Annotated in this window: 21 protein-coding genes and 1 pseudogene; 9 read left to right on the plus strand and 13 right to left on the minus strand. The window is 69.6% G+C overall.

The window, feature by feature from the left end:
* Nucleotides 1-63: 63 nt before the first annotated feature.
* On the minus strand, nucleotides 64-1,242 hold the full coding sequence (locus AB0C38_RS32725) for a TetR/AcrR family transcriptional regulator (RefSeq protein ID WP_360680987.1): 1,179 nt from the start codon (nucleotides 1,240-1,242) through the stop codon (nucleotides 64-66).
* 159 nt (nucleotides 1,243-1,401) lie between these two features.
* Between AB0C38_RS32725 and AB0C38_RS32730 the strand changes: the two genes are divergently transcribed.
* From AB0C38_RS32730 to AB0C38_RS32740, 3 genes are all read left to right on the plus strand, one after another.
* Nucleotides 1,402-2,613 (plus strand): acetyl-CoA C-acetyltransferase, encoded by a 1,212-nt coding sequence (locus AB0C38_RS32730; protein ID WP_360680988.1) that lies wholly within the window; start codon nucleotides 1,402-1,404, stop codon nucleotides 2,611-2,613.
* 8 nt (nucleotides 2,614-2,621) lie between these two features.
* Nucleotides 2,622-4,793 carry a 3-hydroxyacyl-CoA dehydrogenase NAD-binding domain-containing protein gene (locus tag AB0C38_RS32735; RefSeq protein WP_360680990.1) on the plus strand — a complete coding sequence of 724 codons (2,172 nt, stop codon included), beginning with the start codon at nucleotides 2,622-2,624 and terminating at the stop codon, nucleotides 4,791-4,793.
* Between the two features lie 108 nt (nucleotides 4,794-4,901).
* Nucleotides 4,902-7,235 (plus strand): GH92 family glycosyl hydrolase, encoded by a 2,334-nt coding sequence (locus AB0C38_RS32740; RefSeq protein ID WP_360680992.1) that lies wholly within the window; start codon nucleotides 4,902-4,904, stop codon nucleotides 7,233-7,235.
* On the opposite strand, the gene AB0C38_RS32745 is transcribed toward AB0C38_RS32740, so the two are convergent.
* The 3 genes from AB0C38_RS32745 to AB0C38_RS32755 form a co-directional block, all read right to left on the minus strand.
* Complete coding sequence (locus AB0C38_RS32745) at nucleotides 7,232-9,283, minus strand: MMPL family transporter (protein ID WP_360680994.1); 2,052 nt, start codon at nucleotides 9,281-9,283, stop codon at nucleotides 7,232-7,234. The genes AB0C38_RS32740 and AB0C38_RS32745 overlap by 4 nt on opposite strands.
* A 113-nt stretch (nucleotides 9,284-9,396) precedes the next feature.
* Entirely contained in the window at nucleotides 9,397-10,062 is a 666-nt protein-coding gene (locus tag AB0C38_RS32750) for a response regulator transcription factor (RefSeq protein ID WP_360680996.1), read from the minus strand.
* A 7-nt stretch (nucleotides 10,063-10,069) separates the two neighbouring features.
* Nucleotides 10,070-11,134 carry a sensor histidine kinase gene (locus AB0C38_RS32755; RefSeq protein ID WP_360680997.1) on the minus strand — a complete coding sequence of 355 codons (1,065 nt, stop codon included), beginning with the start codon at nucleotides 11,132-11,134 and terminating at the stop codon, nucleotides 10,070-10,072.
* A gap of 196 nt (nucleotides 11,135-11,330) precedes the next feature.
* Between AB0C38_RS32755 and AB0C38_RS32760 the strand changes: the two genes are divergently transcribed.
* Entirely contained in the window at nucleotides 11,331-11,801 is a 471-nt protein-coding gene (locus AB0C38_RS32760) for a DUF3761 domain-containing protein (RefSeq protein ID WP_360680999.1), read from the plus strand.
* Nucleotides 11,802-11,886: 85 nt separating this feature from the next.
* Complete coding sequence (locus AB0C38_RS32765; protein ID WP_360681001.1) at nucleotides 11,887-13,302, plus strand: MFS transporter; 1,416 nt, start codon at nucleotides 11,887-11,889, stop codon at nucleotides 13,300-13,302.
* Here AB0C38_RS32765 and AB0C38_RS32770 read toward each other — a convergent pair.
* The 7 genes and pseudogenes from AB0C38_RS32770 to AB0C38_RS32800 form a co-directional block, all read right to left on the minus strand.
* A complete protein-coding gene (locus tag AB0C38_RS32770; protein WP_360681003.1) occupies nucleotides 13,299-14,099 on the minus strand; it encodes an SAM-dependent methyltransferase in 801 nt (266 codons plus the stop codon). The genes AB0C38_RS32765 and AB0C38_RS32770 overlap by 4 nt on opposite strands.
* A 67-nt stretch (nucleotides 14,100-14,166) precedes the next feature.
* Complete coding sequence (locus tag AB0C38_RS32775) at nucleotides 14,167-14,970, minus strand: SAM-dependent methyltransferase (RefSeq protein WP_360681005.1); 804 nt, start codon at nucleotides 14,968-14,970, stop codon at nucleotides 14,167-14,169.
* Nucleotides 14,971-14,975: 5 nt separating this feature from the next.
* Nucleotides 14,976-15,776, minus strand: coding sequence for an SAM-dependent methyltransferase (locus AB0C38_RS32780; protein ID WP_360681007.1), 801 nt, complete (start codon nucleotides 15,774-15,776; stop codon nucleotides 14,976-14,978).
* 43 nt (nucleotides 15,777-15,819) lie between these two features.
* Nucleotides 15,820-17,385: an acetolactate synthase large subunit gene (locus AB0C38_RS32785; RefSeq protein ID WP_360681009.1), complete on the minus strand. Its 1,566-nt coding sequence runs from the start codon at nucleotides 17,383-17,385 to the stop codon at nucleotides 15,820-15,822.
* On the minus strand, nucleotides 17,382-18,767 hold the full coding sequence (locus AB0C38_RS32790; RefSeq protein ID WP_360681011.1) for an FAD-binding oxidoreductase: 1,386 nt from the start codon (nucleotides 18,765-18,767) through the stop codon (nucleotides 17,382-17,384). Before AB0C38_RS32790 ends, AB0C38_RS32785 begins: the two co-directional genes overlap by 4 nt.
* Before the next feature lie 91 nt (nucleotides 18,768-18,858).
* Nucleotides 18,859-19,080, minus strand: a pseudogene (locus tag AB0C38_RS32795) (multicopper oxidase domain-containing protein); the annotation flags it as partial.
* A 71-nt stretch (nucleotides 19,081-19,151) separates the two neighbouring features.
* A complete protein-coding gene (locus tag AB0C38_RS32800; RefSeq protein WP_360681012.1) occupies nucleotides 19,152-19,910 on the minus strand; it encodes a PE-PPE domain-containing protein in 759 nt (252 codons plus the stop codon).
* A gap of 155 nt (nucleotides 19,911-20,065) precedes the next feature.
* On the opposite strand from AB0C38_RS32800, the gene AB0C38_RS32805 reads away from it, so the two are divergent.
* Nucleotides 20,066-20,947, plus strand: coding sequence for an aldo/keto reductase (locus AB0C38_RS32805; protein WP_360681014.1), 882 nt, complete (start codon nucleotides 20,066-20,068; stop codon nucleotides 20,945-20,947).
* 483 nt (nucleotides 20,948-21,430) lie between these two features.
* Here AB0C38_RS32805 and AB0C38_RS32810 read toward each other — a convergent pair whose 3' ends face one another.
* Together AB0C38_RS32810 and AB0C38_RS32815 are read right to left on the minus strand one after the other, a co-directional pair.
* Nucleotides 21,431-21,928: a DUF3830 family protein gene (locus AB0C38_RS32810; protein ID WP_360681016.1), complete on the minus strand. Its 498-nt coding sequence runs from the start codon at nucleotides 21,926-21,928 to the stop codon at nucleotides 21,431-21,433.
* 2 nt (nucleotides 21,929-21,930) lie between these two features.
* Nucleotides 21,931-23,187 (minus strand): aminotransferase class III-fold pyridoxal phosphate-dependent enzyme, encoded by a 1,257-nt coding sequence (locus AB0C38_RS32815; RefSeq protein ID WP_360681018.1) that lies wholly within the window; start codon nucleotides 23,185-23,187, stop codon nucleotides 21,931-21,933.
* Nucleotides 23,188-23,279: 92 nt separating this feature from the next.
* On the opposite strand from AB0C38_RS32815, the gene AB0C38_RS32820 reads away from it, so the two are divergent.
* The 3 genes from AB0C38_RS32820 to AB0C38_RS32830 are packed head-to-tail and all read left to right on the plus strand — an operon-like array spanning nucleotide 23,280 to nucleotide 26,323.
* A complete protein-coding gene (locus AB0C38_RS32820) occupies nucleotides 23,280-24,743 on the plus strand; it encodes an NAD-dependent succinate-semialdehyde dehydrogenase (RefSeq protein ID WP_360681020.1) in 1,464 nt (487 codons plus the stop codon).
* Complete coding sequence (locus AB0C38_RS32825) at nucleotides 24,740-25,798, plus strand: tartrate dehydrogenase (RefSeq protein WP_360681022.1); 1,059 nt, start codon at nucleotides 24,740-24,742, stop codon at nucleotides 25,796-25,798. Before AB0C38_RS32820 ends, AB0C38_RS32825 begins: the two co-directional genes overlap by 4 nt.
* Nucleotides 25,799-25,858: 60 nt before the next feature.
* Nucleotides 25,859-26,323 carry a DUF4262 domain-containing protein gene (locus tag AB0C38_RS32830; RefSeq protein WP_360681024.1) on the plus strand — a complete coding sequence of 155 codons (465 nt, stop codon included), beginning with the start codon at nucleotides 25,859-25,861 and terminating at the stop codon, nucleotides 26,321-26,323.
* The last annotated feature ends 148 nt before the right edge of the window (nucleotides 26,324-26,471 follow it).

Below are 26,471 nucleotides of genomic sequence, written 5' to 3' on the forward strand. Positions count from 1 at the left end.
TTGGCCCGCTTGCATTGTCCCGCATTCAGGGCGGTTGCGACAGGGACGCAAGCGTTAGGCTGTTCAGGCGACCCCGAGCACGGTGTGCAGCAACGTGGTCAGCTCGGCTTCGAAGTTCGGTCGCGCAGCCAGCCGGCGGGTTCGGGCCAGGTCGTTCGCGATCGTCAGGGCGGCGTGGACCGTGATTTTCGCTTCCCGCGTCGGCAACTCCGGCCGCACCGTCAAAAGCAGCGTCACCCACTGCGCGACGTAGTCCCGCTGCACCCGCAGCAAATCTGCCTTGTCCCGGTCGGGCATGGTCACGCGGTCTGCCGAGAACGACACCAGCAGCTCCGGTGTACGCAAGATCGTGTGCACGTACGACTCGGCCAGGCGGCAAAGCGCCGACTGCTCGTCCGGTGCCTGCAGGGCCCGCTCGGCCGCCAGGGCCAGCCTGTCCGCTGCTCGGTGACCGATCGCGACCATCAGCGCGGCCTTGCTCGGGAAGTGGCGGTAGACGCTCGGGCCCGCGATGCCCGTCGCCGCTCCGATGTCCTCCATGCTCACGTCGTGGAAGCCGCGCTGGGCGAACAGCCCCGTTGCCGCCGCCAGGACCTGCTCGCGGCGGGATGGCGTGCCGAGGCTTACCGCCGCTGACGAAGGTGGCGAAGTGGGCGAGGGGAGTGTGGCGTTCAGCACATCGAGGGCCAGTTCGACCAACAGTGCGGCGAACCGGCGGCGGGCCACCGACGTGTGGTGCACCGACACGCTGCCGAACACCGACAGCGCCGCCCAGCAGAGCAGCTCGGCGTCCTCGCCGGGCAGATCCGGGCGCCGGACCTGGAGGGCCTTCGACCACGCCGTCAGCGCCAGCGTCGAGCGGCGGGCGATCTCCCGCTGGTCCTCCTTCGGGAGATGGCGCCCTTCCCAGCGCCACAGCGCGGCGATTTCGCGGCGTTCGACGGCCTGGGTCGCGAGGCGGCCGAGGAGGGATTCAAGCTGGTCAGACGGCGGAACCGAGTCGGACAGCGCCTCCGCCGTCGCCGCCTCCAGGTCCTCGAAGCCGCTCAGGACGACGTACGCCAGGATCGCCTGCTTATCCGCGAAGTGGCGGTACAACGCCGGGCCCGTGACGCCCGCCGCGTCCGCTATGTCCTTGATGCCGACTCCGGGGAAGCCGCGCGCGCGGAACAGCTCCGCCGCCACCGCGGCCAGCTGGGCCTTGCGGTCGCGGGGGCGTGCGGTGCGTACTGAGTCGGTCATGGTGAGTCGACGATAGCGGCTAACGGCACACCTGCAACCCATTGACACCATGGGGTTATCCGACGATATGTTAATGGCCATTAGCCCTACTGGTCGGTATCATCGACGGTGACACGGCTAGGCACGACGACGTTCCCATCCGCTCGCGAGGAGTTTTCTGTGAGTAGCGAGGCCTACATCTACGAGGCGATCCGCACGCCTCGCGGCAAGAACAAGGGCGGTGCCCTCCACGGCACCAAGCCGGTCGACCTGGTGGTCGGCCTGATCGAAGAGCTCAAGGTCCGCCACCCGAACCTCGACCCCGCCGTGATCGACGACGTCGTGCTCGGCGTCGTCTCCCCGGTCGGCGAGCAGGGCGCGGTCATCGCGCGCACCGCCGCGCTGAACGCCGGCCTGCCCGAGACCGTCGCGGGCGTGCAGCTCAACCGCTTCTGCGCCTCCGGCCTGGAAGCCACCAACACCGCCGCGCAGAAGGTCCGCTCCGGCTGGGACAACCTGATCATCGCCGGCGGCGTCGAGTCGATGTCGCGCGTGCCGATGGGCTCCGACGGCGGCGCGCTGTTCATGGACCCGGCCACCGCGTACGACAACTACATCGTCCCGCAGGGCACCGGTGCCGACCTGATCGCGACCATGGAGGGCTTCTCCCGCGAGGACGTCGACGCTTGGGCCGTGCGCTCGCAGGACCGTGCCGAGGCGGCCTGGTCCGGCGGCTACTTCGCCAAGTCCGTCGTCCCGGTCAAGGACATCAACGGCGTGACCGTGCTGGACCACGACGAGCACCGCCGCCCCGGCTCCACTGTCGAGGGCCTCGGCAAGCTCAAGCCGGCCTTCGCGGGCATCGGCGAGCTGGGCGGCTTCGACGCCGTCGCGCTGCAGAAGTACCACTCGGTCGAGCGCATCAACCACGTCCACACCGGCGGCAACTCCTCCGGCATCGTCGACGGCGCCGCGCTGGTGCTCGTCGGTTCCGAGCAGATCGGCAAGACCTTCGGGCTGACGCCGCGCGCCCGGATCGTGGCGACCGCGTCGATCGGCTCCGAGCCGACGATCATGCTCACCGGCCCGACCCCGGCCACCGAGAAGGTCCTGAAGACCGCGGGCCTCAAGCCCGAGGACATCGACCTGTGGGAGCTCAACGAGGCGTTCGCGTCCGTCGTGCTCAAGTGGATCAAGGACCTGCACCTCGACGAGGACAAGGTCAACGTCAACGGCGGCGCGATCGCCATGGGCCACCCGCTCGGCGCCACCGGCGCGATGCTGGTCGGCACCGTGGTCGACGAGCTCGAACGCCGCCAGGCGCGCCGCGCCCTGGTGACCCTGTGCATCGGCGGCGGCATGGGCGTTGCCACCATCATCGAGCGGGTGTGAGGACTGAAATGGCCGAGAGCAAGACCATCCGCTGGGAGCAGGACGCCGACGGCATCGTCACCCTGACCCTCGACGACCCGAAGCAGTCGGCGAACACCATGAACGCCGACTTCCGCGAGTCGCTCGGCGTGACCGTGGACCGCCTGGAGGCCGAGAAGGACTCCATCACCGGCGTCGTCATCACGTCCGCCAAGAAGACCTTCTTCGCGGGCGGCGACCTGAACGACCTCATCCAGGCGAAGCCCGAGAACGCGGTCGAGTTCACCGAGTCGTCCGGCCTGATGAAGGGCCAGATGCGGCGGATCGAGCAGCTCGGCAAGCCGGTCGTCGCGGCGATCAACGGCGCCGCGCTCGGCGGTGGCCTGGAGATCGCGCTGGCGACGCACCACCGCATCGCGGCCGACGCCAAGGGCAGCCAGATCGGCCTGCCCGAGGTGACGCTGGGCCTGCTGCCCGGCGGCGGTGGTGTTGTGCGCACTGTCCGATTGCTGGGTATCCAGAGCGCGCTGCTGAACGTCCTGCTGCAAGGTCAGCGGCACCGCCCGGCCAAGGCGCTCGAGCTCGGCCTCGTGCACGAGCTCGTCGACACCGTCGAGGAGCTGGTCCCGGCCGCGAAGGCGTGGATCAAGGCCAACCCCGAGGGCGGCGTCCAGCCCTGGGACGTCAAGGGTTACAAGATCCCGGGCGGCACGCCGTCGAACCCGAGCTTCGCGGCCAACCTGCCGGCGTTCCCGGCGAACCTGCGCAAGCAGATCAAGGGCGCGAACATGCCGGCGCCGCGGGCGATCCTGGCCGCCGCGATCGAAGGCGCGCAGGTCGACGTCGACACCGCGCTCCTGATCGAGACGCGCTACTTCATCAGCCTCGCCACCGGCCAGGTCTCGAAGAACATGACGAAGGCGTTCTTCTTCGACCTGCAGACCATCAACTCCGGTGGTTCGCGGCCGGACGGCTTCGAGAAGTACACGGCCAAGAAGGTCGGCGTGCTCGGCGCCGGGATGATGGGCGCGGCGATCGCGTACGTGTCGGCGAAGGCCGGCATCGACGTCGTCCTCAAGGACGTCTCGCAGGAGGCGGCCGAGAAGGGCAAGGGCTACGCGGCCAAGATCGAGCAGAAGGCCCTTTCGCGCGGCAAGACCACGCAGGAGAAGTCGGACGCGCTGCTGGCGAAGATCAAGCCGACCGCCGACCCGGCCGACTTCGCGGGCGTCGACTTCGTCATCGAGGCTGTGTTCGAGAGCGTCGAGCTGAAGCACAAGGTGTTCGGCGAGATCGAAAGCGTCGTCAACGCGGACGCGGTGCTGGGCTCCAACACCTCGACGCTGCCGATCACCACGCTCGCCGAGGGCGTGCAGCGGACCGAGGACTTCATCGGGATCCACTTCTTCTCGCCGGTCGACAAGATGCCGCTGGTCGAAATCATCTGCGGCGAGAAGACGTCGCCGGCGACGCTGGCGAAGGTCTTCGACTACACGCTGCAGATCAAGAAGACCCCGATCGTCGTCAACGACAGCCGCGGTTTCTTCACCTCACGCGTGATCGGCACGTTCATCAACGAGGCCGTCGCCGCGCTGGGCGAGGGTGTCGAGCCGGCGTCGATCGAGCAGGCGGGTTCGCAGGCCGGCTACCCGGCGCCGCCGCTGCAGCTGATGGACGAGCTGACGCTGACGCTGCCGCGCAAGATCCGCAAGGAGACGCGCGAAGCGATCGAGGCCGCGGGTGGCACGTGGAAGGCGCACGCGTCCGAGGCCGTCATCGACCGGATGCTGGACGAGTACGACCGCAAGGGCCGCTCGACCGGCGCGGGCTTCTATTCCTACGGCGAGGACGGCAAGCGCACCGGGCTGTGGCCGGGCCTGCGCGACGCGTTCAAGTCCGGCTCGACGGAGGTGCCGTTCGAGGACCTCAAGGAGCGGATGCTGTTCGCCGAGGCGCTCGAGACGGTGAAGTGCTTCGACGAGGGCGTGCTGACGTCGGTGGCGGACGCCAACATCGGCTCGATCTTCGGCATCGGCTTCCCGGCGTGGACCGGCGGTGTCATTCAGTACATCAACCAGTACGAGGGTGGCCTGCAGGGCTTCGTCGACCGGTCCCGTGAGCTGGCCGCCCGCTACGGCGACCACTTCGAGCCGCCGGCTTCGCTCGTGGAGAAGGCCGCCAAGGGCGAGATCTACGAATAAGGACTGAACGTCGAGGGCCGTCACTTCGGTGGCGGCCCTTCGTCGTGTCCGCCTGTTTGTCCGCTGCCGTTTTCCCAAAAGCCACGGATCGCGGGTTAATGTCCGCCCATGCGCCGTTCCCTCACGGTGGCACTGGCCGCCGCCCTGCTCGCCTCGACGCTGACAACGATGTCGGACGCGGCCGAGCTGAGCCCCGCCGACTTCGTCGATCCGTTGATCGGCTCCGCCGGGGACGGGAACACCTATCCCGGTGCCACCGCGCCGTTCGGCATGCTCGCCTGGAGCCCCACCAGCACGCGCGGCGACCAGACCAGCACCGGCGCCGCCAACGGTTACCAGTACGACGCCACCCGGATCCGCGGCTTCAGCCTCACCCACGTCAACGGCGCGGGTTGCAACCCCGGCGCCGCCGGCGACGTGCCGATCCTGCCGTTCGCCGGCGACGTCACCTCCTCGCCGACCGCCGACACCACCGACGCCGTCTACGCGAGCAACTTCAGCCACGCCGACGAAAATGCAACGCCGGGACGGTACCGTCTCGGCCTGGCCAACGCCGTGACGACCGATGTCGCGACCACCGAACGCACCGCGATCGGCACTCTGCAGTACCCCGCGGACAAGCCCGCCAGCCTGCTCTTCCGCACTTCTAACTCACTGAACGGCAGCGAGGACGCCGAGACCCACATCGACGCGGCGAACCGCAAGGTCACCGGCTCCGTCCTCACCGGTGCGTTCTGCGGCCGCCGCGCGAACGGCGGCGTCAACAACCGCAAGTCCTACTACCGGCTGTACTTCACCGCGCGGTTCGACCAGCCCGTCGCCGGCACCGGGACGTGGAAGGACGCGACGCTGCAGCCCGGCGGAACCGACCAGACCGGTGGCGAGGGCTACGCGACCGGCAAGGACCGCGCCGGACGCGGCTCCGGCGGCTACGTCACCTTCGCGCCCGGCAGCAAGGTCACCATGCGGATCGCGATCTCCTACGTCTCCCTCGAAGGTGCGGAACGCAATCTCCGCGCCGAACAGCCCGGCAAGCCCACCGTGGACAGCATTGCCGAGAAGACGAAGAAGGCCTGGAACACTGAGCTGAGCCGGATCGGCATCACCGGCGGCACCGCCAACCAGCGCGTCGTCTTCACCACCGCGCTCTACCACAGCCTGCAGCAGCCCAACCTCGTCAGCGACGTCGACGGCCAGTACCTGGGGATGGATCAGAAACCCCACCGCGTCGAACGCGGCCAGGACGCGCAGTACTCCAACTTCTCCGGCTGGGACCAGTACCGCGCGCAGATCCAGCTGCTCGCGCTGCTCGAACCCCGCGTCGCCGGGAACTTCGCGCAATCGCTCTACAACTACGCGAAGCAGAACGATGGCGTCTGGGACCGCTGGGTCCACGTCAACGGCGCGACACACGTCATGACCGGCGACCCGTCGGCGGCGACGATCGCGACCTTCTACGCCATGGGCGTTCGCAACTTCGACTACCGCGGCGCGTTCGACTCGCTGTACAAGCAGGCGACGGTCCCGCGGCCCGAAGGCCTGCAGGACGGCGGCTGCCCCGGCCAATGCGTCGGCCAGCGGCCCAACCTCGCGCAGTACCTCACGTCGCACTACGCGCCCAACGACGTCTGCCACTGCTGGGGCGGCGCCGCCGAGACGCTGGAAGACGCGGTCGCCGACTCTGCAATCGGACATTTCGCAGAACAGCTCGGTCGCACTCGCGAAGCTGCGGAGCTGCGCGCTCGAGGGGCTTACTGGCTAAATGTATTCAATAAGGAGACCGGCTATACGCAGGCCCGCAACGTCGACGGCAGCTGGGTGACGCCGTTCGACCCGGCGAGCGACCGCGGCTTCGCCCAGGGCAGTGCGGCCGCGTACACCTGGATGGTCCCGCAGGACGTCTCCGGCCTCGCCGGCGCGATGGGCGGCAAGGCGACTGCCGTCACCCGGCTCGACGGCTTCTTCCACGACGCGAGCGGGAACTGGCTGCTGAAGGGCGGCGGCCCGCTCAAGTACGACCCGACCAACGAGCCCGACATCCACGCGCCGTGGCTGTACGACGAGCTCGGCCAGCCGTGGAAGACGCAGGAGACCGTGAGGCAGCTGGTGAACTCCGTCTACGCGACGGGACCGTCCGGGCTGCCCGGCAACGACGACCTCGGCACGATGTCCGCTTGGTACGTCTTCGCCGCGCTCGGCATCTACCCGCGCACGCCGGGCTCGGGTGAGCTGCTGCTGTCGAGTCCGCTGTTCCCGAGCGCCGTGATCCGGCCGGCGGGCGGCGCGCCGATCCGGATCACGACGTCGGGCAGCGGGAAGTACGTCCAGGACGTCCGCCGCGGGAACAAACCGCAGCGCGACTGGAAGGTCGACGCCTCGTTCCTGCGCGGCGGAAGTCTGGACTTCCACCTGTCCGAGACGCCGACGACCTGGGGGAGTTAGGGCTCCAGCGCGAGGTGCGGCAGCCGGCGGTCCAGCCACTTCGGCAGCCACCAGGCGCGTTCCCCGAGCAGGCGCATGATCGCCGGGACGAGCAGGCAGCGGATCACCAGCGCGTCCAGCAGCACCGCCACCGCCAGGCCGAGACCGAACTGCGCGAGCATTCGCGACGGGTCGAGCAGGAACGCGCCGAACACCAGCACCATGATCGCGCCCGCCGCGGTGATCACGCCGCCGGTCGACGCCAGGCCTTCGCGCACCGCGAGCCGTGCGTCGCCGGTGCGCCGCCACTCCTCGTGCATGCGCGACACCAGGAACACCTCGTAGTCCATCGACAGCCCGAACACGATCGCGAAGATCATCACCGGGACGAACGCCTCGATCGGGCCGGGCTGCGCGCCGAACCAGCCGTCGCCGAACACCAGCGTCATCACGCCGAGCGAGGCGCCGATGCTCAGCAGGTTCAGCAGCGCCGCCTTGAGCGGGATCAGGATCGACCGGAACACGACCATCAGCAGCAATGCCGACAATCCGACGACGACCAGCACGAACAGCGGCAGCCGGTCGGCGACGGCGTCGGCGAAGTCCGTCGCGGCCGCGACCGAACCGCCGACCAGGTAGTGGCCCGGCAGCGTTGGCAGGACGTCGGTGCGCAGCCGCGTCACCAGCTCAGCCGTCGCCGCGTCCTGGGGTGACGTCGTCGGGAAGACGAGGACGGTCGGACCCATCGGCGGCAGCACTCGCGCGATTCCCGGCGTCGCGGCGAGCCGTTGCTGCAGGGCGACGGGGTCGCCGTCTTCCGTGACGATCGCGAGTGGGCCACTGAAGCCCGGCCCGAAGCCCTCGGCCAGCAGGTCGTACGCCTGCCGCGTCGTCGAGCCCGCCGGGTCGGTGCTCGCGTCGGCGAACCCGAGCCGCATGCCCGCGGCCGGGATGGACAGGCCGATGAGCACGATCAGGCCGATCGCGAGCGGAGCCACCGGACGTCGCTGGACGCCGTCGGCGAGCCGTCGCCAGGCCTGGCTGTGTTCGCGCTTTTCGGCGTGCTTGCGGATGCCGCGTTCGAGCCGCTTGCCGAACAGCGACAGCAACGCGGGCAGCAGTGTCACCGACGCGAGCATCGTCATGAGGACGGTGAGTGCGACGGCCAGCGCGACGCCCTGCAGCCCGCCGAGCCCGAGCGCGAGCAGGCCGAGCAGCGCGATGATCACCGTCGTCCCGGCGAACAGCACCGAGCGGCCGGCGGTGTCGAGCGCCCGCCGGGCGGCCGCGTCACGGTCGTGGCCGGCGAGGATCTCGGCGCGGTAGCGGGAGAAGATCAGCAACGCGTAGTCGACGCCGACACCGAACCCGACCAGCATCATCAGCGGTGAGGTGTAGCTCGCGATGTCGACGTAGTGCGAGACCACCGTGATCACGCCCAGCGTGCTGCCGACGGCGAACACCGCGGTGATCACCGGCAGCCCGGCCGCGAGCAGCGAGCGGAACAGGAACACGAGGATCACCAGCGCGGCGAGCAGCCCGACGCCTTCCGCGGGACCGCCGCCCTCCGAGATCCGCTCGAGGGGATCGCCGGCCAGAGCCACTTCGACGGCGCCGGTCTGCTTCGCGGCGTCGGCGAACTTCACGATGTCGTCGTAGGGGAGGTCGGTCGAGGCGGCGTCGAAGGTGACGGTGGCGTAGCCGATCCGGCCGTCGGGCGACAGCGTCTCGAACGGCCCGGTCACCGACCGCACGTGCGGTTGCAATCGGACATTTCCCAGAGTGTTTTCGACCGCGGCGCGCTGGGTGGCGAGCCCGTTGTCGGCCTTGAACACGATCTGCGCGCTCGCGCCGGACTGCGCGGTGTTCTTCAGGAGGTCGACGACCTGCTGGGACTCGGTGCCGGGCAGCGAGTTGTCGTCGTGGAACGCGCTGCCGGTGAGGCGGGAGGTGAACGTGACGCCGATGAGAACCAGCGCCCAGAGTGCGACGGCGAGCCACCGGTGGCGCTGCGCCCAGCCGGCCACGCGGGCCAGCGTTCCCCCGGTGGGGCGAGTGATGGTGTCCATGGGGGACAAGGATTCGCCGCGACAGCACTACTCCGCGTCGCGCACCGGAGGACACTTGACGTGCTCCCGGCGGTGTCCCTTAAGGCGTTTCCCCTACACCCGCGGGAGTACGGCTAGGGGGTGAGCCACCTCGGCGTCACCGCGCCGGACTCGTAGGCGAGGACGACGAGCTGCGCGCGGTCGTGCGTGCCGGTCTTGGTCATGATGCGGCTGACGTGCGTCTTCGCCGTCGCCGGGCTGAGCGTGAGCTCGCGGGCGATCTCGTCGTTCGACAGTCCGGCCGCGACCAGGGAAAGCACCTCGCGCTCGCGGTCGGTGAGCCGGTCCAGCGCCGGAGCCGGCGACGGGCGCGTGACGCGCGCGGCGAACTCCGAGATCAGCCGCCGGGTGATCGACGGTGCCAGCAGCGCGTCGCCGCGGGCGACCACGCGCACGGCGTGGATCAGCTCTTCGGGTTCGGTGTCCTTGACCAGGAACCCGCTCGCGCCCGCGCGTAGTGCGCCGTAGACGTCTTCGTCGAGGTCGAACGTCGTGAGGATGACGACCTTGCTGTGCACCGCCGGGTCTTCGAGCAGGTGCCGGGTCGCGGCGAGGCCGTCGAGCACCGGCATCCGGATGTCCATCAGCACGACGTCCGGGTGGTGGTCGTGCGCGGCCTGCAGCGCTTCACGCCCGTCGGCGGCTTCGGCGACGACGTCGATGTCGGCCTCGCCGTCCAAAATGGACCGGAAGCCGGCGCGGACCAGCCGCTGGTCGTCGACGAGCAGGACCCGGATCATCGGCCCATCATCGCACCGGCAGCCGGGCGCGCACCCGGTAGCCGCCGCCCTCGCGCGGCGCCGCGGTCAGTTCACCGCCGAGTGCCCGCGCGCGTTCGGCCATGCCGCGGATCCCGGTGCCCGGCGGGGCGTCGCCGCCGCGGCCGTCGTCGTCGACCTGCACGGACAGCGCGTCGGCGCCGTAGGCGAGCCGGACGACGACGGTCTTCGCGGCGGCGTGCTTGGCGACGTTCGTCAGCGCCTCCTGCACCACGCGGAACGCGGCGTGCTCGACGTCCGGCGGCAGGTCACGGGCGACGCCGTCGATCTCGGTGCGCACGGTCAGCCCGGACGCACCGACCGACTCGGCCAGTTCCGCCACCCGCGAAAGGCTCGGCTCGGCCTGGCGGAGCATGCCGAGCGTCGCGCGCAACTCCTGGAGTGCGGTCTTGCTGGCGTCTTTGATGGTGCCGAGGGCCTCTTCGGCTTGCGCGGGGTCACGGCGGTGCAGTGCGGCGCCGGCCTGGACGTTGATCAGCGCGAGGTGGTGGCCGAGGACGTCGTGCAGTTCGCGGGCGATGCGCAGGCGCTCGTCGGTGGCGCGCGCCCGGGCCTCGGCCTCCTTGGTGCGCTCGGCCTCGGCGCGGTAGTGCGCGACGGCGCCACCGGCGACCAGGGCGACGAACCAGCCGGTCATCAGGAAGAACGCGAAGTTGTCGACGTGCCGGCCGGTCCGCGAGCTGATCTCGCCGGCGGCCACCCCCGCCATCGCGGCCACGACGAGCAGCGCGGCCCCGCGGATCCGCCCGGTCGCGGCGGCGTTGTAGAGGGTGTAGGCGAAGGCCAGCAGGACGAGGCCGTCGGGATCGGTGAGCGGGTAGTAGAGGGCGCAGCAGACGAGCGCGAACCCGGCGACGCTCAGTGGGTACTGCCGGCGGAAGAAGACCGCGGCGCAGCAGAGAACGGTGAGGACCCAGCCGAGGACGGCGTGGTGCGGCGGATCGGCGCGGTCGCTCAGCACGGCGAAGAGCGTGCCGGCGAGCACCGCGGCGGTGACCACCAGTTCGGCCGCGTAACGCCGTAACCAGGACATCGGCCGAGTCTAGGCGGCGGCGCGCAGGTTCTTCCCGGCGTCGACCATCGTCGTCCTGCCAGAGGGACGGCGGCGGATATGCGGGACGGGATTTGCTCACAGCGTAATCGTCGTCCGGGAACAGGATTTTCCGTTGTAACAAACGGTTTCCGCGCACCGACCAGTCGGCATTGATTCGTGCTGCTAAGGAGTCTTGGTGAACAAGAAACTGGGGTCGATCCTGCTCGCAGGCTTGCTGGTCGCGGGCTGTGGCGTCGGTACGGTGCCGCCGAAGAATGTCGGGAACGTGGGCGTCATCGAGACGCCGACTTCGACTTATTCGACGCCGGCGTATTCCGTTCCGGTCACGACCGAAGCACCCGTGACCACTTCCGCGGCGCCGGTGGTGACCACGGCTCCGGCAGCGGCGAAGACGACCGCGGTGAAGACGACCGCGCCGAAGACGACCGCGCCGAAGCCCAAGGCGCCGCGGGCCACCACGCAAGCCGCGCCGAAGCCGGCCGAGTGCGGCGCCGACTATTACCGGAACTCGGACGGCAACTGCGTCCACCGCCCGAGCGACAACCCCGCCGGCGCGACGGCGCTCTGCAAGGACGGCACCTACAGCTACAGCCAGCACCGCTCCGGCACCTGCTCCGGCCACGGCGGGGTCCGCACCTGGCTGTGACGAATCACCAAACGGTCCGAAACCAGCCATCCGGTCGGTACAGTGCATGAAGTTGCATGATGCGTACTAATTACACACCGGGGGTGTGCTGGTGTCCCGTCCCGGGCGGTCCGGCCGCGCGATCATCGTCGTGCTCGCTTCGTGCGGGCTGGTCGCGTCGTTCATGCAGACGCTGGTCGTGCCGCTAATCCCGGTGTTCCCGCGGCTGCTGAACGCCTCGGCGGCCGACGCGTCCTGGGTCGTCACCGTGACGCTGCTGGCGGCATCCGTCATCACCCCGGTCAGCGGGCGGCTCGGCGACCTCTACGGCAAGCGGCGGATGATCCTCGTCAGCCTCGCGCTGCTCATCGCCGGCTCGATCGTGTCCGCGACGACGAGCGCGCTCGCGTTCCAGATCCTCGGCCGCGGGCTGCAGGGCTGCGCGATGGGCGTCATCCCGCTCGGCATCAGCATTATGCGCGACGAGCTCCCGCCCGAACGCGTCGGCGGCGCGATCTCGCTGATGAGCGCGACGCTCGGGGTGGGCGCCGCGATCGGGCTGCCGGTCGCGGCGGTCGTCGCCGAGAACGCCGACTGGCACGTGCTCTTCTGGATGGCCGCCGCGCTCGGGTTCGCCTGCGCGCTCCTGATCGTGACCGTCGTGCCGGAGTCGCCGCTGCGCACGCCCGCGCCGTTCGACTTCTTCGGCGCGTTCGGGCTGGCGGCCGGTCTGCTCTGCCTGTTGCTGCCGGTCGTCAAGGGCGCCACCTGGGGCTGGACGAGCGCGCCGACGCTCGGGCTGGCCGCGGGGGCGGTGGTCATCCTGGTCGGCTGGGGTGCCTATCAGCTGCGCCGGCGCGACCCGCTGGTCGACCTTCGCGTGTCCGCCCGCCGGCCGGTGCTGTTCACGAACCTGGCGTCGATCATGGTCGGCTTCGCGCTGTACGCCATGGCGTTGTCGTTCCCGCAACTGCTGCAGGCGCCGTCGTCGACCGGCTACGGGCTGGGCCAGACGATGGTCGAATCCGGCCTCACGCTGGCCCCGAACGGCCTGGTGATGATGCTGCTCTCGCCGGTTTCGGCGCGGCTCATCGCCCGGTTCGGCCCGCGCCCGACGCTGATGAGCGGCGCGCTGGTGATCGCTGTCGGGTACCTGTTCGCGATCGTGCTGATGGACAACGCGCTCGAGCTGATCACGGCGTCGGTGATCATCGGCGCCGGCGTCGGGATCGCGTACGCGGCGATGCCGGCGCTGATCATGGGCGCGGTGCCGGTCACCGAAACGGCGTCCGCGAACGGCCTGAACTCCCTGATGCGCTCGGTCGGCACGGCGATTTCCAGCGCGGTGATGGCGGCGATGCTCGCCCAGCTGACGATCACCGTCGGCGGCCTGAACGTGCCGTCCCTGTTCGGGTTCCGGGCGACGTTCGCCGTGGCGGCGTTCGCCGCGCTTGCGGGCATGCTGCTGGCGGCGCTGGTGCCGAAGACGCGGGTGGCGCCGGAGCTGGTCGGCGTTGCCTAGTTCTTGCGCGCGACCAGGGCCAGCCCGCCGCACTCGGCCGGGTTCTCCGGCACCCCGTCTTCGGGCCGCCACTCCGGGATGAAGACGATGCCCGGATCGAGGATCTCGAAGCCGTCCACGAGCGCGCGCAGCTCGTCGGCGGTGCGGGGCGTCACCGGGTTCGCGCTCTTCTGGTACATCGCGACCGCGCGGGCGGTGCCGTCGGTCTGCTGCTCGGGAGTGGCCGACGACATCGCGAGATAGCTGCCGGGCGCGAGCGCGTCGCGGTAGGCGGCGATCAGCCGGGCCGGGTCGCGCTCGTCCGGGATGAAGTGCACGAACAGCGCCATCACGACCATCACCGGCTGGTCGAGGTCGAGCATCATCTCGGTGGTCTCGTGCTCGAGGACGTCGTCCGGGACCTCGGCGTCGGCGTGCACCATCACCGCGTTCTCGTTGTCCTCCAGCACGATCTCGCTGTGCGCCACGGCGACGGGCTCGTTGTCGACGTAGACGACGCGCGCGGTCGGGTCGATCGCGTGAGCGACCTCGTGGACGTGCCCGACGGTCGGCATGCCCGAGCCGATGTCGAGGAACTGCCGGATGCCCTGGTCCATCCCGAACCGGATCGCCCGGCGCAGCCACTGCCGGTTCAGCTGGGCGCGCTCGCGCGCGTTCGGCTGGGCGGCCAGCACCTGGTCGGCGAACATCCGGTCGACGGCGTAGTTGAGCCGGCCACCGAGGATGTAGTCGTACACGCGCGCGGGGTTCGGCTTGTCGAGGTCGATGCCGCGTCGCGCGTATTCGTCTTCACTCATGGCCACTCCAAGATCCGTTGTGACGGCGAGAATAGCCGGACACGCAGAGCAGCCGGGCCCTCACCGGCTATGCCTTGCGCGCCACCAGCGCGAGCTGGCTCGCCAGCTCCGGGTGCTCACCGACGTCCGCGGGATCGTCCGGCCGCCACTCCGGCGTGAACACGATCCCCGGCGGCAGGATCTCGAAGCCGTCCAGCAGCACGCGCAGCTCGTCCTTCGAACGGGCCACGACGTTCGTGCCGCTCTTCTGGTACATCTCCGCCGCGCGGCGGACCTCTTCGCCCTGCCCCTCGAACGTGCCCGACGACAGCGCGAAGTAGCTGCCCGGCGCGAGCGCGTCGCGGTAGGCGGCGATCAGCCCCGCCGGGTCGCGCTCGTCCGGGATGAAGTGCACGAACGCGGCCATGATCAGCATGACCGGCTGGTCGAAGTCCAGCAGCATCTCGGTGGTCTCGTGCTCGAGGACGTCCGCCGGGACCTCGGCGTCCGCCTGCACCATCTCCGCGTTCTCGTTGTCCTTCAGCACGATCTCGCTGTGCGCGACGGCGACCGGCTCGTTGTCGACGTACACCACCCGCGCCCGGGGATCGATCGCCTGGACGACCTCGTGCACGTGCCCCACCGTCGGCATGCCCGACCCGATGTCCAGGAACTGGCGGATCCCCTGCTCGGCGCCGAAGCGGACCGCCCGGCGCAGCCAGCGCCGGTTCAGCAGGGCCAGCTCCTTGGACTCCGGCCGCACTGCCAGGATCTTCTCGGCGAACATCCGGTCGATGGCGTAGTTGAGCTTGCCGCCGATCAGGTAGTCGTACACGCGCGCCGCGTTCGGCTTGTCGAAGTCGATCCCGCGCTTCGCGTGTTCGTCGGTCACCGGCGTCAGTCCTTGCGGGCTACGAGCGCCAGCCCGCCCGACTGCTCCGGCGGGTCCTCGAGCGGCCCGTCCGGCCGCCACTCGGGCGTGAACACCACTCCCGGCGGGAGGATCTCGAAGCCCTTCACCAGCGCCCGCAGCTCGTCGGGCGACCGCAGCGTCAGGGGTGTCCCGCTCTTCTCGTACAGCGAAACCGAGCGCTGGGACTCCTCACCTTGCCCCTGCCACGTGCCCGACGACAGCGCGAGGTAGCTGCCCGGCGCGAGGACGTCGCGGTAGGCGCCGATCAGCCCGGCCGGGTCCCGCGAGTCCGGGATGAAGTGCACGAACGCCGCCATGATCACCATCACCGGCTTGTCGAAGTCGATCATCGCCTCGACGGTCGGGTGCTCCAGCACGTCGTCCGGGTTCTCGGCGTCGACGTGGACCATCGCCGCGTTGTCGTTGTCCTCCAGCACGATCTCGCTGTGCGCGACCGCGATCGGCTCGTTGTCGACGTACACGACCTGGGAGTCCGGGTCGATCGCCTGGACGACCTCGTGCACGTGCCCGACCGTCGGCATCCCCGAGCCGATGTCGAGGAACTGCCGGACGCCCTGCTCCGCCGCGAACCGCGCCGCGCGGCGCAGCCACGCCCGGTTGACCACCGCCATGTGCCGCGCGTTCGGCAGCACGCCCAGGATCTGGTCGGCGAACATCCGGTCGACGGCGTAGTTGAGCTTGCCGCCGATCATGTAGTCGTACACGCGCGCCGCGTTCGGTCTGTCGAGGTCGATGCCCCGCCTCGCGTGTTCGTCTTCGCTCATCCGCCGCTCCCGGGGCTCAGGTGTGACGGCGAGGATAGCCGGATCAGAGCAGCGGCGGCACCACGGCGTCGATGAGGTGCGGACCCGGTTCCGCGAAAGCCCGCTGAAGCTGCTCGGCGAGCTCTTCGGCGGTCGTCGCGCGCGTCGCCGGCACGCCCATGCCTTCCGCGATCTTCACGAAGTCCATGTCCGGCCGCGAGAGGTCCAGCAGGTCGTTCGCCTTCGGGCCGCCCGACGCCGCGCCGACGCGCTGCAGCTCCATCCGCAGGATCGCGTACGCGCGGTTGTTGAGCAGCACCGTCGTGACGTTCAGGTTCTCCCGCGCCTGCGTCCAGAGCGCCGAGATCGTGTACAACGCGCTGCCGTCCGATTGCAGGTTCAGGACGGGACGGTCCCGTCCCGCCGCCACTGCTGCGCCGGTCGCCACCGGCATGCCGTAGCCGATCGCGCCGCCGGTCAGCGTCAGGACGTCGTGGCGCGGCGCGCCGGCCGTCGCCGTCGGCAGCAGTAGGCCGGACGTGTTGGCCTCGTCGGCGATGATCGCGTTCTCCGGCAGCAGCGCGCCGATGACGTCGACCCAGTTCTGCGGGGTCAGCGGACCGCTGGGCAGCGCGGGCCGGGCCGCCTGCGCCAGCACGGGTTCGGTGTCCGCGGCGACGAGGTCGGCGAGCTCGTTCAGCGCGCGCGTGACATCCTGGCCGACTGCCGCGAGGTTGTGCACCTGCGCGCCTTCCGGCACCAGGTCGCTCGGCTTGCCCGGGTACGCGAAGAACGACACCGGCGCCTTCGTACCCGCGATGACGAGGTGCTTGACCCCGTCGAGCTGGTAGGTGACCTGCTCGGCGAGGTACCCGAGCCGTTCGATCGTCGGCAGGCCCGCACCGCGCTCGAGACGGGACGGGAACGTCTCGACGAAAACCTTCGCGCCGGTCGCAGCGCCGATCCGGCTCGCCGCGCGCAGACCTTCCTCACGGCACGCGCTGCCGCCGATGAGCAGCGCCACCGACTCGCCGGCGCCGAACACATCGGCGACGTGCTTAACGGTGGTCGCGTCGACGGCCTGCGGCACGCGCGGCGGGACCGGTGCGCACGTCTCGCCGCCTTCGCCCCACGAAGCGTCGGCGGGCAGGATCAGCGTCGCGACGCGGCCGGGCGCGTCCTGCGCGGCGGCGACCGCGGCGGCGGCGTCCGCCCCGACATCCTTGGTGTGCTCCGAGCGGCGCACCCAGCCTTCCAGCGAGCCCGCGATGGCCTCGATGTCCGACTCCAGCGGCGCGTCGTACTGCTTGTGGTAGGTCGCGTGGTCGCCGACGACGTTGACGATCGGCGTGTGCGCGCGCCGTGCGTTGTGCAGGTTCGCCAGCCCGTTGCCCAGGCCGGGGCCGAGGTGCAGCAGCGTCGCGGCGGGCTTGCCGGCGATCCGCGCGTACCCGTCGGCGGCACCGGTGACGACGCCCTCGAACAGCGCGAGCACGCCCCGCATCTCCGGGACGGTGTCGAGCGCGGCGACGAAGTGCATCTCCGACGTGCCGGGGTTGGCGAAGCACACCTCGACGTCGGCGTCGACCAGCGTGCGGATCAGGGACTGGGCGCCGTTCAGCTCACTCATGCGGTTCCTTCGGGGAAGAGAACGCCGGGGTTGAGGATCCCGGCGGGGTCGAAGCTCTGCTTGATCCGGCGCATCAGCTCGATCTTCGCCGGGTCTTCGAGTTCCTGGTGGTAGTGCGCCTTGGTGCGGCCGAGGCCGTGCTCGCCGGAGATCGCGCCGCCGAGTTCCATCGCGAAGGCGAAGATGTCGGTGAGCAGCTGCTTCCGCTTGTCCGCGTCCTTGCAGAAGATCCCGAGGTGGACGTTGCCGTCGCCGGCGTGCCCGCAGCCGAGCGCGCCGCCGCCCGCGGCCATCGCGAGCTCGCGCGCCTTGGTGATGAACTGCGGCATCGCGGTGCGCGGCACGACGACGTCGATCACGTCGTCGGCGCCGACCGCCTTCGCGGTCCAGAAGGCCTTCTCGCGGGCTTCGATGAGCTTGCGCGCGGCGCCGCCGTCGAGGACGTAGACGTCGACCGCGCCCAGTTCGCTGAGCAGCTCACCGACGGTTTCGACGTCCTCGTCGAGACGTCCGCCCTCGCGGTTTTCCAGCGCCACCACGAGGTACGCGTCGCACGTCTCGCGGATCTTGTCCGGGACGCCGAGCTCGAGCTTCTCGTTGTAGACGATGGCCGCCATCGTCATGTTGTCGATGTATTCGAGGATGTGCGGCGCGAGCCCGCTGGAAAGGATCGCCGGCACCGCGGCCATCACCTGGTCGAAGTCGCCGAACGGGGCGAGCACCGTGGCGCCGTGGGTGAGCCGCGGGTGCAGCTTGACGGTGATCTCGGTGGCCAGCGCGAGGGTGCCTTCGGAGCCGATGATCAGCTGCGTGAGGTCGTAGCCCGTGGAGATCTTCGACGTCTTACCGCCGGTGCGGAGGATCTCGCCGGTCGGCAGCACGGCCTGCAGGCCGAGGACGTTGTTGCGGGTGACGCCGTACTTGACTGCCCGCATCCCGCCGGCGTTGGTCCCGACGTTCCCGCCGACGCTCGCGCTCAGTTCGCCGGGATAGACGGTGTAGGTGAGTCCGGCTTCGGCGGTCTTGGCGTCGAGCTCGGCGAGCGTGACGCCGGGCTGGACGACGGCGACGTGGTTGCCGGTGTCGACTTCCAGGACCTGGTTCATCCGCTCGAAGGAGATCAGCAGCCCGTCTTCGCGCGGCCGGGCGGCGCCGGAGAGTCCGCTTCCGGAGCCTCGCGCCGTCACAGGCACGTTGTGTTCTGTCGCCGCCTTCAACAGCTCCGAGACTTCTTCGGCGGTTGCCGGCTTCGCGACGTACGCGGGCTTCTGCGGCTCCGCCGTCAGTGCTTCGTCGTGCGCGTAGTCCTCGGAGATCGCGTCGCCGGTCAGCAGGTTCTTGTCCCCGACGATCTCGGCCAGCTGTGCTGCCACGTCGCCCATCGACAGTCTCTCCTCCGCGCCGTTGCTGTGGTTACCGCAGCGTAGTACGTACCGCCGGTACGCCGCTATGAAGGATTTTCACGTTAGCGCGTCACGTCGTTTCGAAGGTGGCCATCATGCCCATGTCCTCGTGTTCCGCGTTGTGGCAGTGGAACATGTACCGGCCCCGATAGCCGTCGAACTGGGCGATCACCTCCACCGCTTCACCGGGACGCAGGTCGACCGTGTCCTTGAGCCCGCCGTCGAACGGTCCCGGCTCGCCGCCGCCGCGGGAGAGCACCCGGAAGCTGACCAGGTGCAGGTGGATCGGATGGCTGTCCGACTTCGCGGCCGACTACTTCAGCCGGCTGTAGGGCGGGCGCCGGAGCGCCCGCCCCCGGCAGGTCAGCCGATCGGCCACGGCGGCCGGCAGTCCTGCCGCGGCAGCTCGATCGACGAGTTCGTGTACACGCCGTCCGCCAGGGTGTTGTCCATGATCGGGCGTTCGACGTAGCACCAGTGCTGGGCGAAGTAGCCGCCCGGCGCCTCGAGGGTGTCGAAGTGGCACACCCCGTCGCTCTGGATGCAGTAGCGGATGTACGGGATGCCGCCGAAGTCCGTCCGGCCCGGGCCGAACGAGACGTACCCGCCGAACGGCGACGGTGCGCCCGCACCCGCCGGGATCACCGCGCTGATCCCGCGTCCCGGCGGCCCGACCGGCTGCATCGGGTCGGCGTACAGCTTCGCGTTGAAGTGACTCCTGTCGACGTTCACGACGCCGTCCGCGATGTCGTTCAGCAGGAAGTTCGCGACGATCGCGCCCTGCGAGTACCCGACGACGGTGAACTCGCCGCCCGGGTCTTCGTTGAACGAATCCTGCGCGACGCGCTTCGCCTCTTCGCGGCCGATGGCGACGCTCTGGTCCATCGGCGTCTGGCCGCAGGGGCCCGGGAGCCCGGACGCGCCGGCCGGGTAGTTCACGACCTTGCGGATCCCGCCGCGCAGCCACCCTTCCTGGTACTGGTCGGCGTTCCCGTTGCAGGTCCCGCCGATCAGGATGTAGTAGTGCGCGCCTTCGGCGTGCGCGGCCGGTGTGGTGACGAATCCGGTGACGAGCGCCGCCACCGTCGCGCCGATCAGCGAAAGCCGTTTCAGATTTTTCACTTCGCAGTCCCCTCCGTCAGTCGATCACTGCTCCCGGGACGTTAGGGAGGGTCGATGAAATCCGGATGAAACCGGTGATCAGGCGATTACAGAGCAGGATTTAGCTCAGACTAAATCTCTGGTGGGTGACTCCGCGCCGGGTGAAGCTTCCCGGTATGACATCGACGTACACCTTCGAAGACGGCGTTTCCGTGCGGCGGCTGGGGTTCGGCGCGATGCGCCTCACCGAGTGGGACCACGTCCGCGACGGCGCCGCCGCGGTCGCCCGCCGCGCGGCTGAGCTCGGTGTGACGTTCTTCGACACCGCCGACGCCTACGACCTGGGGTTGAACGAAGAACTGCTCGCCGACGCGTTGCACCCGTACGAGGGGCTGTTCATCGCGACGAAGTGCGGCCACGCGCGCCCGAGCCGGGGCGAATGGGTGCCGCTCGGCCGGCCTGAATACCTCCGGCAGCAGGCGGAACTCTCGTTGCGGCGCCTGCGCGTCGAACGTCTCGACCTGCTGCAGCTGCACCGGCTCGACCCGCAGGTGCCGCTCGCCGACCAGGTCGGCGCGCTCGTCCGGCTGCGCGAGGAGGGCAAGGTCGCGCGGATCGGGTTGTCCGAGGTCAGCGTCGCGCAGCTGGCCGAAGCGCGGGCCGTCGCACCCATCGCGAGCGTGCAGAACCGGTACAACCTGACCGACCGCGCGTCCGACGACGTCCTCGACTACTGCGAGCGCGAGGGAATCGCGTTCGTCCCGTGGCTCCCGATCGCACGCGGTGACCACGCGAAGGCGGGCGGGGTGCTCGGAAAGGTCGCGGCCGGCCTCGGCGCGACACCCGCCCAGGTGTCCCTCGCCTGGTTGCTGCGCCGGTCGCCGGCGGTCATCCCGATTCCCGGCACGTCGTCGCTAGCGCACCTCGAAGAAAACTGCGGCGCGGCCGGACTCGCTATTTCCGACGACGATTTCGCGAGGCTGGGGGAACTGGGGGTGAAACGGCCTGGCCGCGGTTTCCCGCGGCCAGGCTCCGGTGTTTCGCCTGGATCAGACTAGCCAGCCGAGAACGTGCGCCAGGTGCGCCAGCGCGCCGGTGATGATGTCGTGGCAGTAGTGGGCGTGCTGGGCGAACATCTGCATGGAATGACTCCTTGATGAATAACTCATTGACTTCCCTGGAGTGCTCCCTGGTGGGGAGCGAAAGCAGGTTTTCACCGCGCTGGCGAACTGTCAAAAAGTCATTTCCGGGAGATCGTGGCGCCGCGGAATCTTCCCATGCTAAACACGTAATCCCTTCGTGTTCGACGCCGGGGTGCCCGCTTCGGCGGTCAACCACTGTGGGTAACAGCCAGGGCGAATCTCACTGTCGGTAATTTCGACCTTGATCCGGCATTCTGGGCAGTCGCATAGCTCGATCCGGTGATCACCGGCCACGAAAAGTGAACTCGCGATGATCACCCTTTCGGGTGGCGGGAGACGCGAAAAAGGGGACGCCGGGTGCGGTGATCGCACCCAGCGTCCCCTTGCCGGGTAAGGGATTCAGGCTCGCGCGAACGAGAGCGTCTCGCCCTCGACACCTCGCAACCAGAGGTCCTGCGCGGCCGCCGCCATCTCGGCCAGGCCCTTCTCGATCGTGGCGAACACGTTGCCGGGCACCCAGCCCGCGTCGCCGTTGATCAGCAGGTTGTTGCGCCCGTAGAAGATCGCGAGGTCGGTCGCGCCCTGGTCGCTGTGCGCCTCGCTGTCGTCGTCGTACCCGTACGCGGGGTTGCCGATCTCCCAGGCTTCGAAGCCGAAGTACACGACGTCGCCGGGGATCGGCGTGATCGTCGGGTTCTCCCGCCCGGGCTTCGGCTCCGCGAAGGGCGGCACGAGCGTGTAGACCTCGTTGCGCGCGTACTTCGCGTGGTAGGCGGAACCGCTCTGCGGCAACGCGTCCCACACCGCCTTGCAGGTGCGCGGTGCCTCGTCGTCGAGCAGCCGGGCCCGGCAGGAGATCCCGCGCTTGTCGAGGGTGATCGTGATGTACCGGGCCATGCTCAGCTCCCCGTGACGGACGCGACGACCTCGCCCCAGGTGCGCAGCGCATCATCGACCTGCTCGGCGTTGACGACCAGCGGCGGCACCATGCGGACGACGTTCATGTACGGCCCGCAGGTGAGCAGCAGCAGGCCGCTCTTCGCTGCCGCCTGCTGGGCGGCCGCGGCGGTCGCGGCGTCCGGCTCGCCGTCGGCGGTGGTGAACTCCGAGCCGACCAGCAGCCCGAGCCCGCGCACCTCGCCGATCGCCGGCGTCTTGTCCGCGATCACGCGCGCGCCTTCGAGCAGCTGACGCCCGCGTTCGGCGGCGTTCTCCACCAGGTTCTCCTGCTGGATGACCTCGAGCGTCGCGATCGCCGCGGCACACGAAACGGCGTTGCCGCCATACGTGCCACCCTGCGACCCCGGGAGCGCCTTCGCCATCAGCTCCTGCGAAGCGGCGATGCCCGACAGCGGGAAGCCGCTGGCCAGGCCCTTCGCGATGAGCACGATGTCGGGGGAGACGTCGAAGTGGTCGTGTCCCCAGAACTTGCCGGTGCGGCCGAAGCCGGTCTGGATCTCGTCGATCACCAAGAGGATCCCGTGCCGGTCCGCACGCTCGCGCAGTCCCGCCATGAACTCGGTGTTCGCCGGGACGTAGCCGCCCTCGCCGAGCACCGGTTCGACGAAGATCGCGGCGGTCTCGTTCGGGGCGCTGACCGTCTGGAACAGGAAGTCCAGCTCGCGCAGCGCGAACTTCGTCGCGGTCTGCTCGTCCCAGCCGTAGTGGTAGGCGTACGGGAACGGCGCGACGTGCACGCCGGCCATCAGCGGGCCGATGCCGGCGCTGAACCGCGTCCCGGACGTCGTCATGCTCGCCGCGGCGACGGTCCGGCCGTGGAAGCCGCCCTGCATGACGATGACGTTCGGGCGCTTCGTCGCCTGCCGCGCGAGCCGCAGCGCCGCTTCGACGGCTTCGCTGCCCGAGTTCGAGAAGAACAGTGAGTCGAGGCCGCTTGGCAGGACGTCGCCGAGGCGCTTCGTCAGATCGAGCAGCGGCTGGTGCATCACGGTCGTGTACTGCCCGTGGACGAGCTTTCCGATCTGCTCCTGCGCTGCTCGCACGACGTGCGGGTGGCAGTGCCCGGTGCTCGTGACGCCGATGCCGGCGGTGAAGTCGAGGTGGCGTTTGCCGTCGACGTCGTAGAGGTAAACCCCTTCACCGTGGTCGACCACGACGGGCGTTGCCTGCTTGAGCAGCGGAGATAGCTGGGCCATGGCAGCGTGCTCCTTGGTCGGTTGAGCGGGTTGTCGATTGTTGACAATATCCATAGCATGGCCCTCGGGACAACACGTGAGGAGCAGTCGGGATGAGCGCGAGCACCGAGTCCGGCGTCGTCGACGCGGTCGGCAAGGAACTGTTCATCGGTGGCAAGTGGGTCACCGCCGAGGCCGGGAAGACCTTCCCGGTCCTGGATCCGGCGACCGGCAAGGAGCTGTGCCAGGTCGCCGACGCCTCGCCGGCGGACGGCGTCACCGCGCTGGACGCCGCCGTCGCCGCGCAGGCGGACTTCGCGAAGGTGGCACCCCGCGAACGTGGCGAGATCCTGCGCCGCGCGTATGACCTGCTGATGAAGCGCCAGGACGAGCTCGCCCTGCTCATGACCCTCGAGATGGGCAAGCCGCTGGCCGAGTCGAAGGGTGAGATCGCCTACGCCGCCGAGTTCTTCCGCTGGTTCGCCGAGGAGGCCGTCCGGATCGACGGCGGCTTCGCGACCGCCCCCAACGGCGCGGGCCGGTTCCTCATCACGAAGCAGCCGGTCGGGCCGACGATCCTGATCACGCCGTGGAACTTCCCGATGGCAATGGGCACCCGCAAGATCGGCCCGGCGGTCGCCGCCGGCTGCACGATGGTGATCAAGCCCGCCGCGCAGACGCCGCTGTCGATGCTGGCGCTGGCCGGCATCCTCGCCGAGGCGGGGCTGCCCGAGGGCGTGCTCAACGTCCTCACGACCAGCGACTCCGGCGGCGTGATGGAGCCGCTGATCCGCGACGGCCGGGCCCGCAAGCTCTCCTTCACCGGTTCGACCGGCGTCGGCCGCAAGCTCCTGGAACAGTGCGCCGACAAGGTCCTCCGGACGTCGATGGAGCTCGGCGGGAACGCACCGTTCCTGGTCTTCGACGACGCCGACATGGACGCGGCCATCGACGGCGCGATGCAGGCGAAGATGCGCAACATCGGCGAGGCGTGCACCGCGGCCAACCGGTTCTACGTGCAGCGCGGGGTCGTCGAGGAGTTCTCGCGGCGGCTGACCGAGCGGATGCAGGCATTGCCGATGGGTCGCGGGACCGAGAAGGACGTCGTGGTCGGCCCGCTGATCGACGACAAGGCCGTCGACAAGGTGAAGGAGCTGGTCAAGGACGCCACCGACCGCGGCGCGAAGGTGCTCACCGGCGGCTCGGGTGTCGACGGTCCGGGGCACTTCTACCAGGCCACCGTGCTCACCGACGTTCCGCAGGAAGCGCGGCTGACGCACGAGGAGATCTTCGGGCCGGTCGCCCCGATCACGCCGTTCGACACCGAGGAAGAGGCGGTGGCGAAGGCGAACGACACCGAGTTCGGCCTGGTCTCCTACGTCTTCACCAGCGACCTCAAGCGCGCGCTGCGGGTTTCGGAAGCCCTGGAGGCCGGCATGATCGGGCTCAACCAGGGCATCGTGTCGAACCCGGCGGCGCCGTTCGGCGGGATCAAGCAGTCCGGGCTCGGCCGCGAGGGCGGCTCGGTCGGCATCGACGAGTTCCTCGAGACCAAGTACATCGCGGTGGCCCTGTGAGCTCCTACCGCATCGCGAGCATCCCCGGCGACGGGATCGGCGTGGACGTCACGGTCGAGGCCCGCAAGGTCCTCGACCGGGCTTCCGCTCTTTTCGGCTTCTCGCTGGAGTGGACGGAGTTCGACTGGAGCTGCGAGCGGTACACGCAGGCCGGGGCGATGATGCCGGACGACGGCGTCGCGCAGCTCTCGGCGTTCGACGGCATCCTGCTCGGCGCGGTCGGCTTCCCCGGCGTCCCGGATCACGTTTCGCTGTGGGGCCTGCTGATCCCGCTGCGGCGCGCGTTCCAGCAGTACGTCAACCTGCGCCCGGTGCGGCTGCTGCCGGGCACGACTTCCGTGCTGGCCGGGCGTAAGGCCGAGGAGCTGGAGCTGGTCATCGTCCGGGAGAACTCCGAAGGGGAGTACTCGGCGATCGGCGGGCGGCACAACGCGGGGCGTCCGGACGAGTTCGTGCTACAGGAATCGGTGTTCACGCGCGTCGGCGTCGAACGGATCATCCGGTACGCCTTCGAACTGGCGCGGACGCGGTCTTCGCGTGTGTGCTCGGCGACGAAGTCCAACGGGCTCATCCACTCGATGCCCTTCTGGGACGAGATCTTCGCCGAGGTCGCGGCCGAATATCCCGATGTCCACAGTGAACAGATGCATGTGGATGCCTTGGCCGCGCGCATGGTTCAGGCGCCGGACCGGCTCGACGTCATCGTGGGGTCGAACCTCTTCGGCGACATCCTGAGCGACCTCGCGGCCGCGATCACCGGCGGTCTCGGCATGGCGCCGTCCGGCAACATCAACCCATCGGGTGAATATCCGTCGATGTTCGAGGCGGTCCACGGGAGCGCTCCGGACATCGCCGGGCAGGGGATCGCGAACCCCGTGGCGCAGATCCTGGCGGCCGCGATGCTGGTCGAACACTTGGGTGAAACCGTTGCCGCGCAAGCGATCCGGACCGCGGTGGACCGGGTGCTCGACGAGGGCCGCGTGCGCACCCCGGACCTCGGCGGTACGGATACCACAGAACGGCTCGGCACGGCAGTGGCCGAAGCGCTGGGCTGATTTTTTGTCGGTGCCCTCCGGCACGGTGGTCGCAAGTCCACCGAGGGGGAGGAGACACCGATGTGCCGGCAGTGCGACGACTCGGACAGAACCGGGTACCTGGAACGGCTTCGCGATGGCGTGGCCGACCAGGGCTGGCTCGTGCAAGGGATCGAAGCCAGCGAGCTGTACCCGCCGTGGGCCTACACGATCGGCCTCAGCGGGTACGGCCTGCCCGAGCTGGTCGTGACGGGCTTGCCGGTCTTGAAGGCCGCGGAGCTGCTCAACGACCTGGCTTCGCACGCAGTACACGCTTCTCCGCCCTCACCGGGAGAACGCATTCCGTTGCGGAGCGGCCCCCTGATCGAAGTCGTCCCGCTGGCGGAACCGTCGGCGCACCTGGTGTTCGCGGTGGCGTTGTACGGCCCGGAAATCCGTGCGCTGCAACTGGTCCACGCGGACTCGCGGGGCCGCTTCCCGTGGTCGCCGGACTTCCGCGACGGCCGTGGCGGCCAGCCGGTCCTGGGGGTGCGCGATGGCGCTTAGTTGCGGGTGCTCTCCGCCGGCCAACTGCTTCCCGGTGCCGGTCCGGGCCGTCCACGTACGCCTGCCGGCTCCGCCGGAACCCGAGCCGGTCGTCCGGGTGCACGTGCCGACCCGGCGGTGGCGCGCGCCGATCTTCCGATCACGCGTG

Origin of the sequence: Amycolatopsis sp. NPDC048633, assembly GCF_040650695.1 — a bacterium.
Classification (GTDB): domain Bacteria; phylum Actinomycetota; class Actinomycetes; order Mycobacteriales; family Pseudonocardiaceae; genus Amycolatopsis.

Bases quoted from the DNA above. Each gene is read 5' to 3' on its own strand.
- AB0C38_RS32725 (WP_360680987.1), bottom strand. From the start codon at position 1,242: ATGACCGACTCAGTACGCACCGCACGCCCCCGCGACCGCAAGGCCCAG.
- AB0C38_RS32735 (WP_360680990.1), top strand. From the start codon at position 2,622: ATGGCCGAGAGCAAGACCATCCGCTGGGAGCAGGACGCCGACGGCATC.
- AB0C38_RS32740 (WP_360680992.1), top strand. From the start codon at position 4,902: ATGCGCCGTTCCCTCACGGTGGCACTGGCCGCCGCCCTGCTCGCCTCG.
- AB0C38_RS32745 (WP_360680994.1), bottom strand. From the start codon at position 9,283: ATGGACACCATCACTCGCCCCACCGGGGGAACGCTGGCCCGCGTGGCC.
- AB0C38_RS32750 (WP_360680996.1), bottom strand. From the start codon at position 10,062: ATGATCCGGGTCCTGCTCGTCGACGACCAGCGGCTGGTCCGCGCCGGC.
- AB0C38_RS32755 (WP_360680997.1), bottom strand. From the start codon at position 11,134: ATGTCCTGGTTACGGCGTTACGCGGCCGAACTGGTGGTCACCGCCGCG.
- AB0C38_RS32770 (WP_360681003.1), bottom strand. From the start codon at position 14,099: ATGAGTGAAGACGAATACGCGCGACGCGGCATCGACCTCGACAAGCCG.
- AB0C38_RS32780 (WP_360681007.1), bottom strand. From the start codon at position 15,776: ATGAGCGAAGACGAACACGCGAGGCGGGGCATCGACCTCGACAGACCG.
- AB0C38_RS32785 (WP_360681009.1), bottom strand. From the start codon at position 17,385: ATGAGTGAGCTGAACGGCGCCCAGTCCCTGATCCGCACGCTGGTCGAC.
- AB0C38_RS32790 (WP_360681011.1), bottom strand. From the start codon at position 18,767: ATGGGCGACGTGGCAGCACAGCTGGCCGAGATCGTCGGGGACAAGAAC.
- AB0C38_RS32805 (WP_360681014.1), top strand. From the start codon at position 20,066: ATGACATCGACGTACACCTTCGAAGACGGCGTTTCCGTGCGGCGGCTG.
- AB0C38_RS32810 (WP_360681016.1), bottom strand. From the start codon at position 21,928: ATGGCCCGGTACATCACGATCACCCTCGACAAGCGCGGGATCTCCTGC.
- AB0C38_RS32815 (WP_360681018.1), bottom strand. From the start codon at position 23,187: ATGGCCCAGCTATCTCCGCTGCTCAAGCAGGCAACGCCCGTCGTGGTC.
- AB0C38_RS32820 (WP_360681020.1), top strand. From the start codon at position 23,280: ATGAGCGCGAGCACCGAGTCCGGCGTCGTCGACGCGGTCGGCAAGGAA.
- AB0C38_RS32830 (WP_360681024.1), top strand. From the start codon at position 25,859: ATGTGCCGGCAGTGCGACGACTCGGACAGAACCGGGTACCTGGAACGG.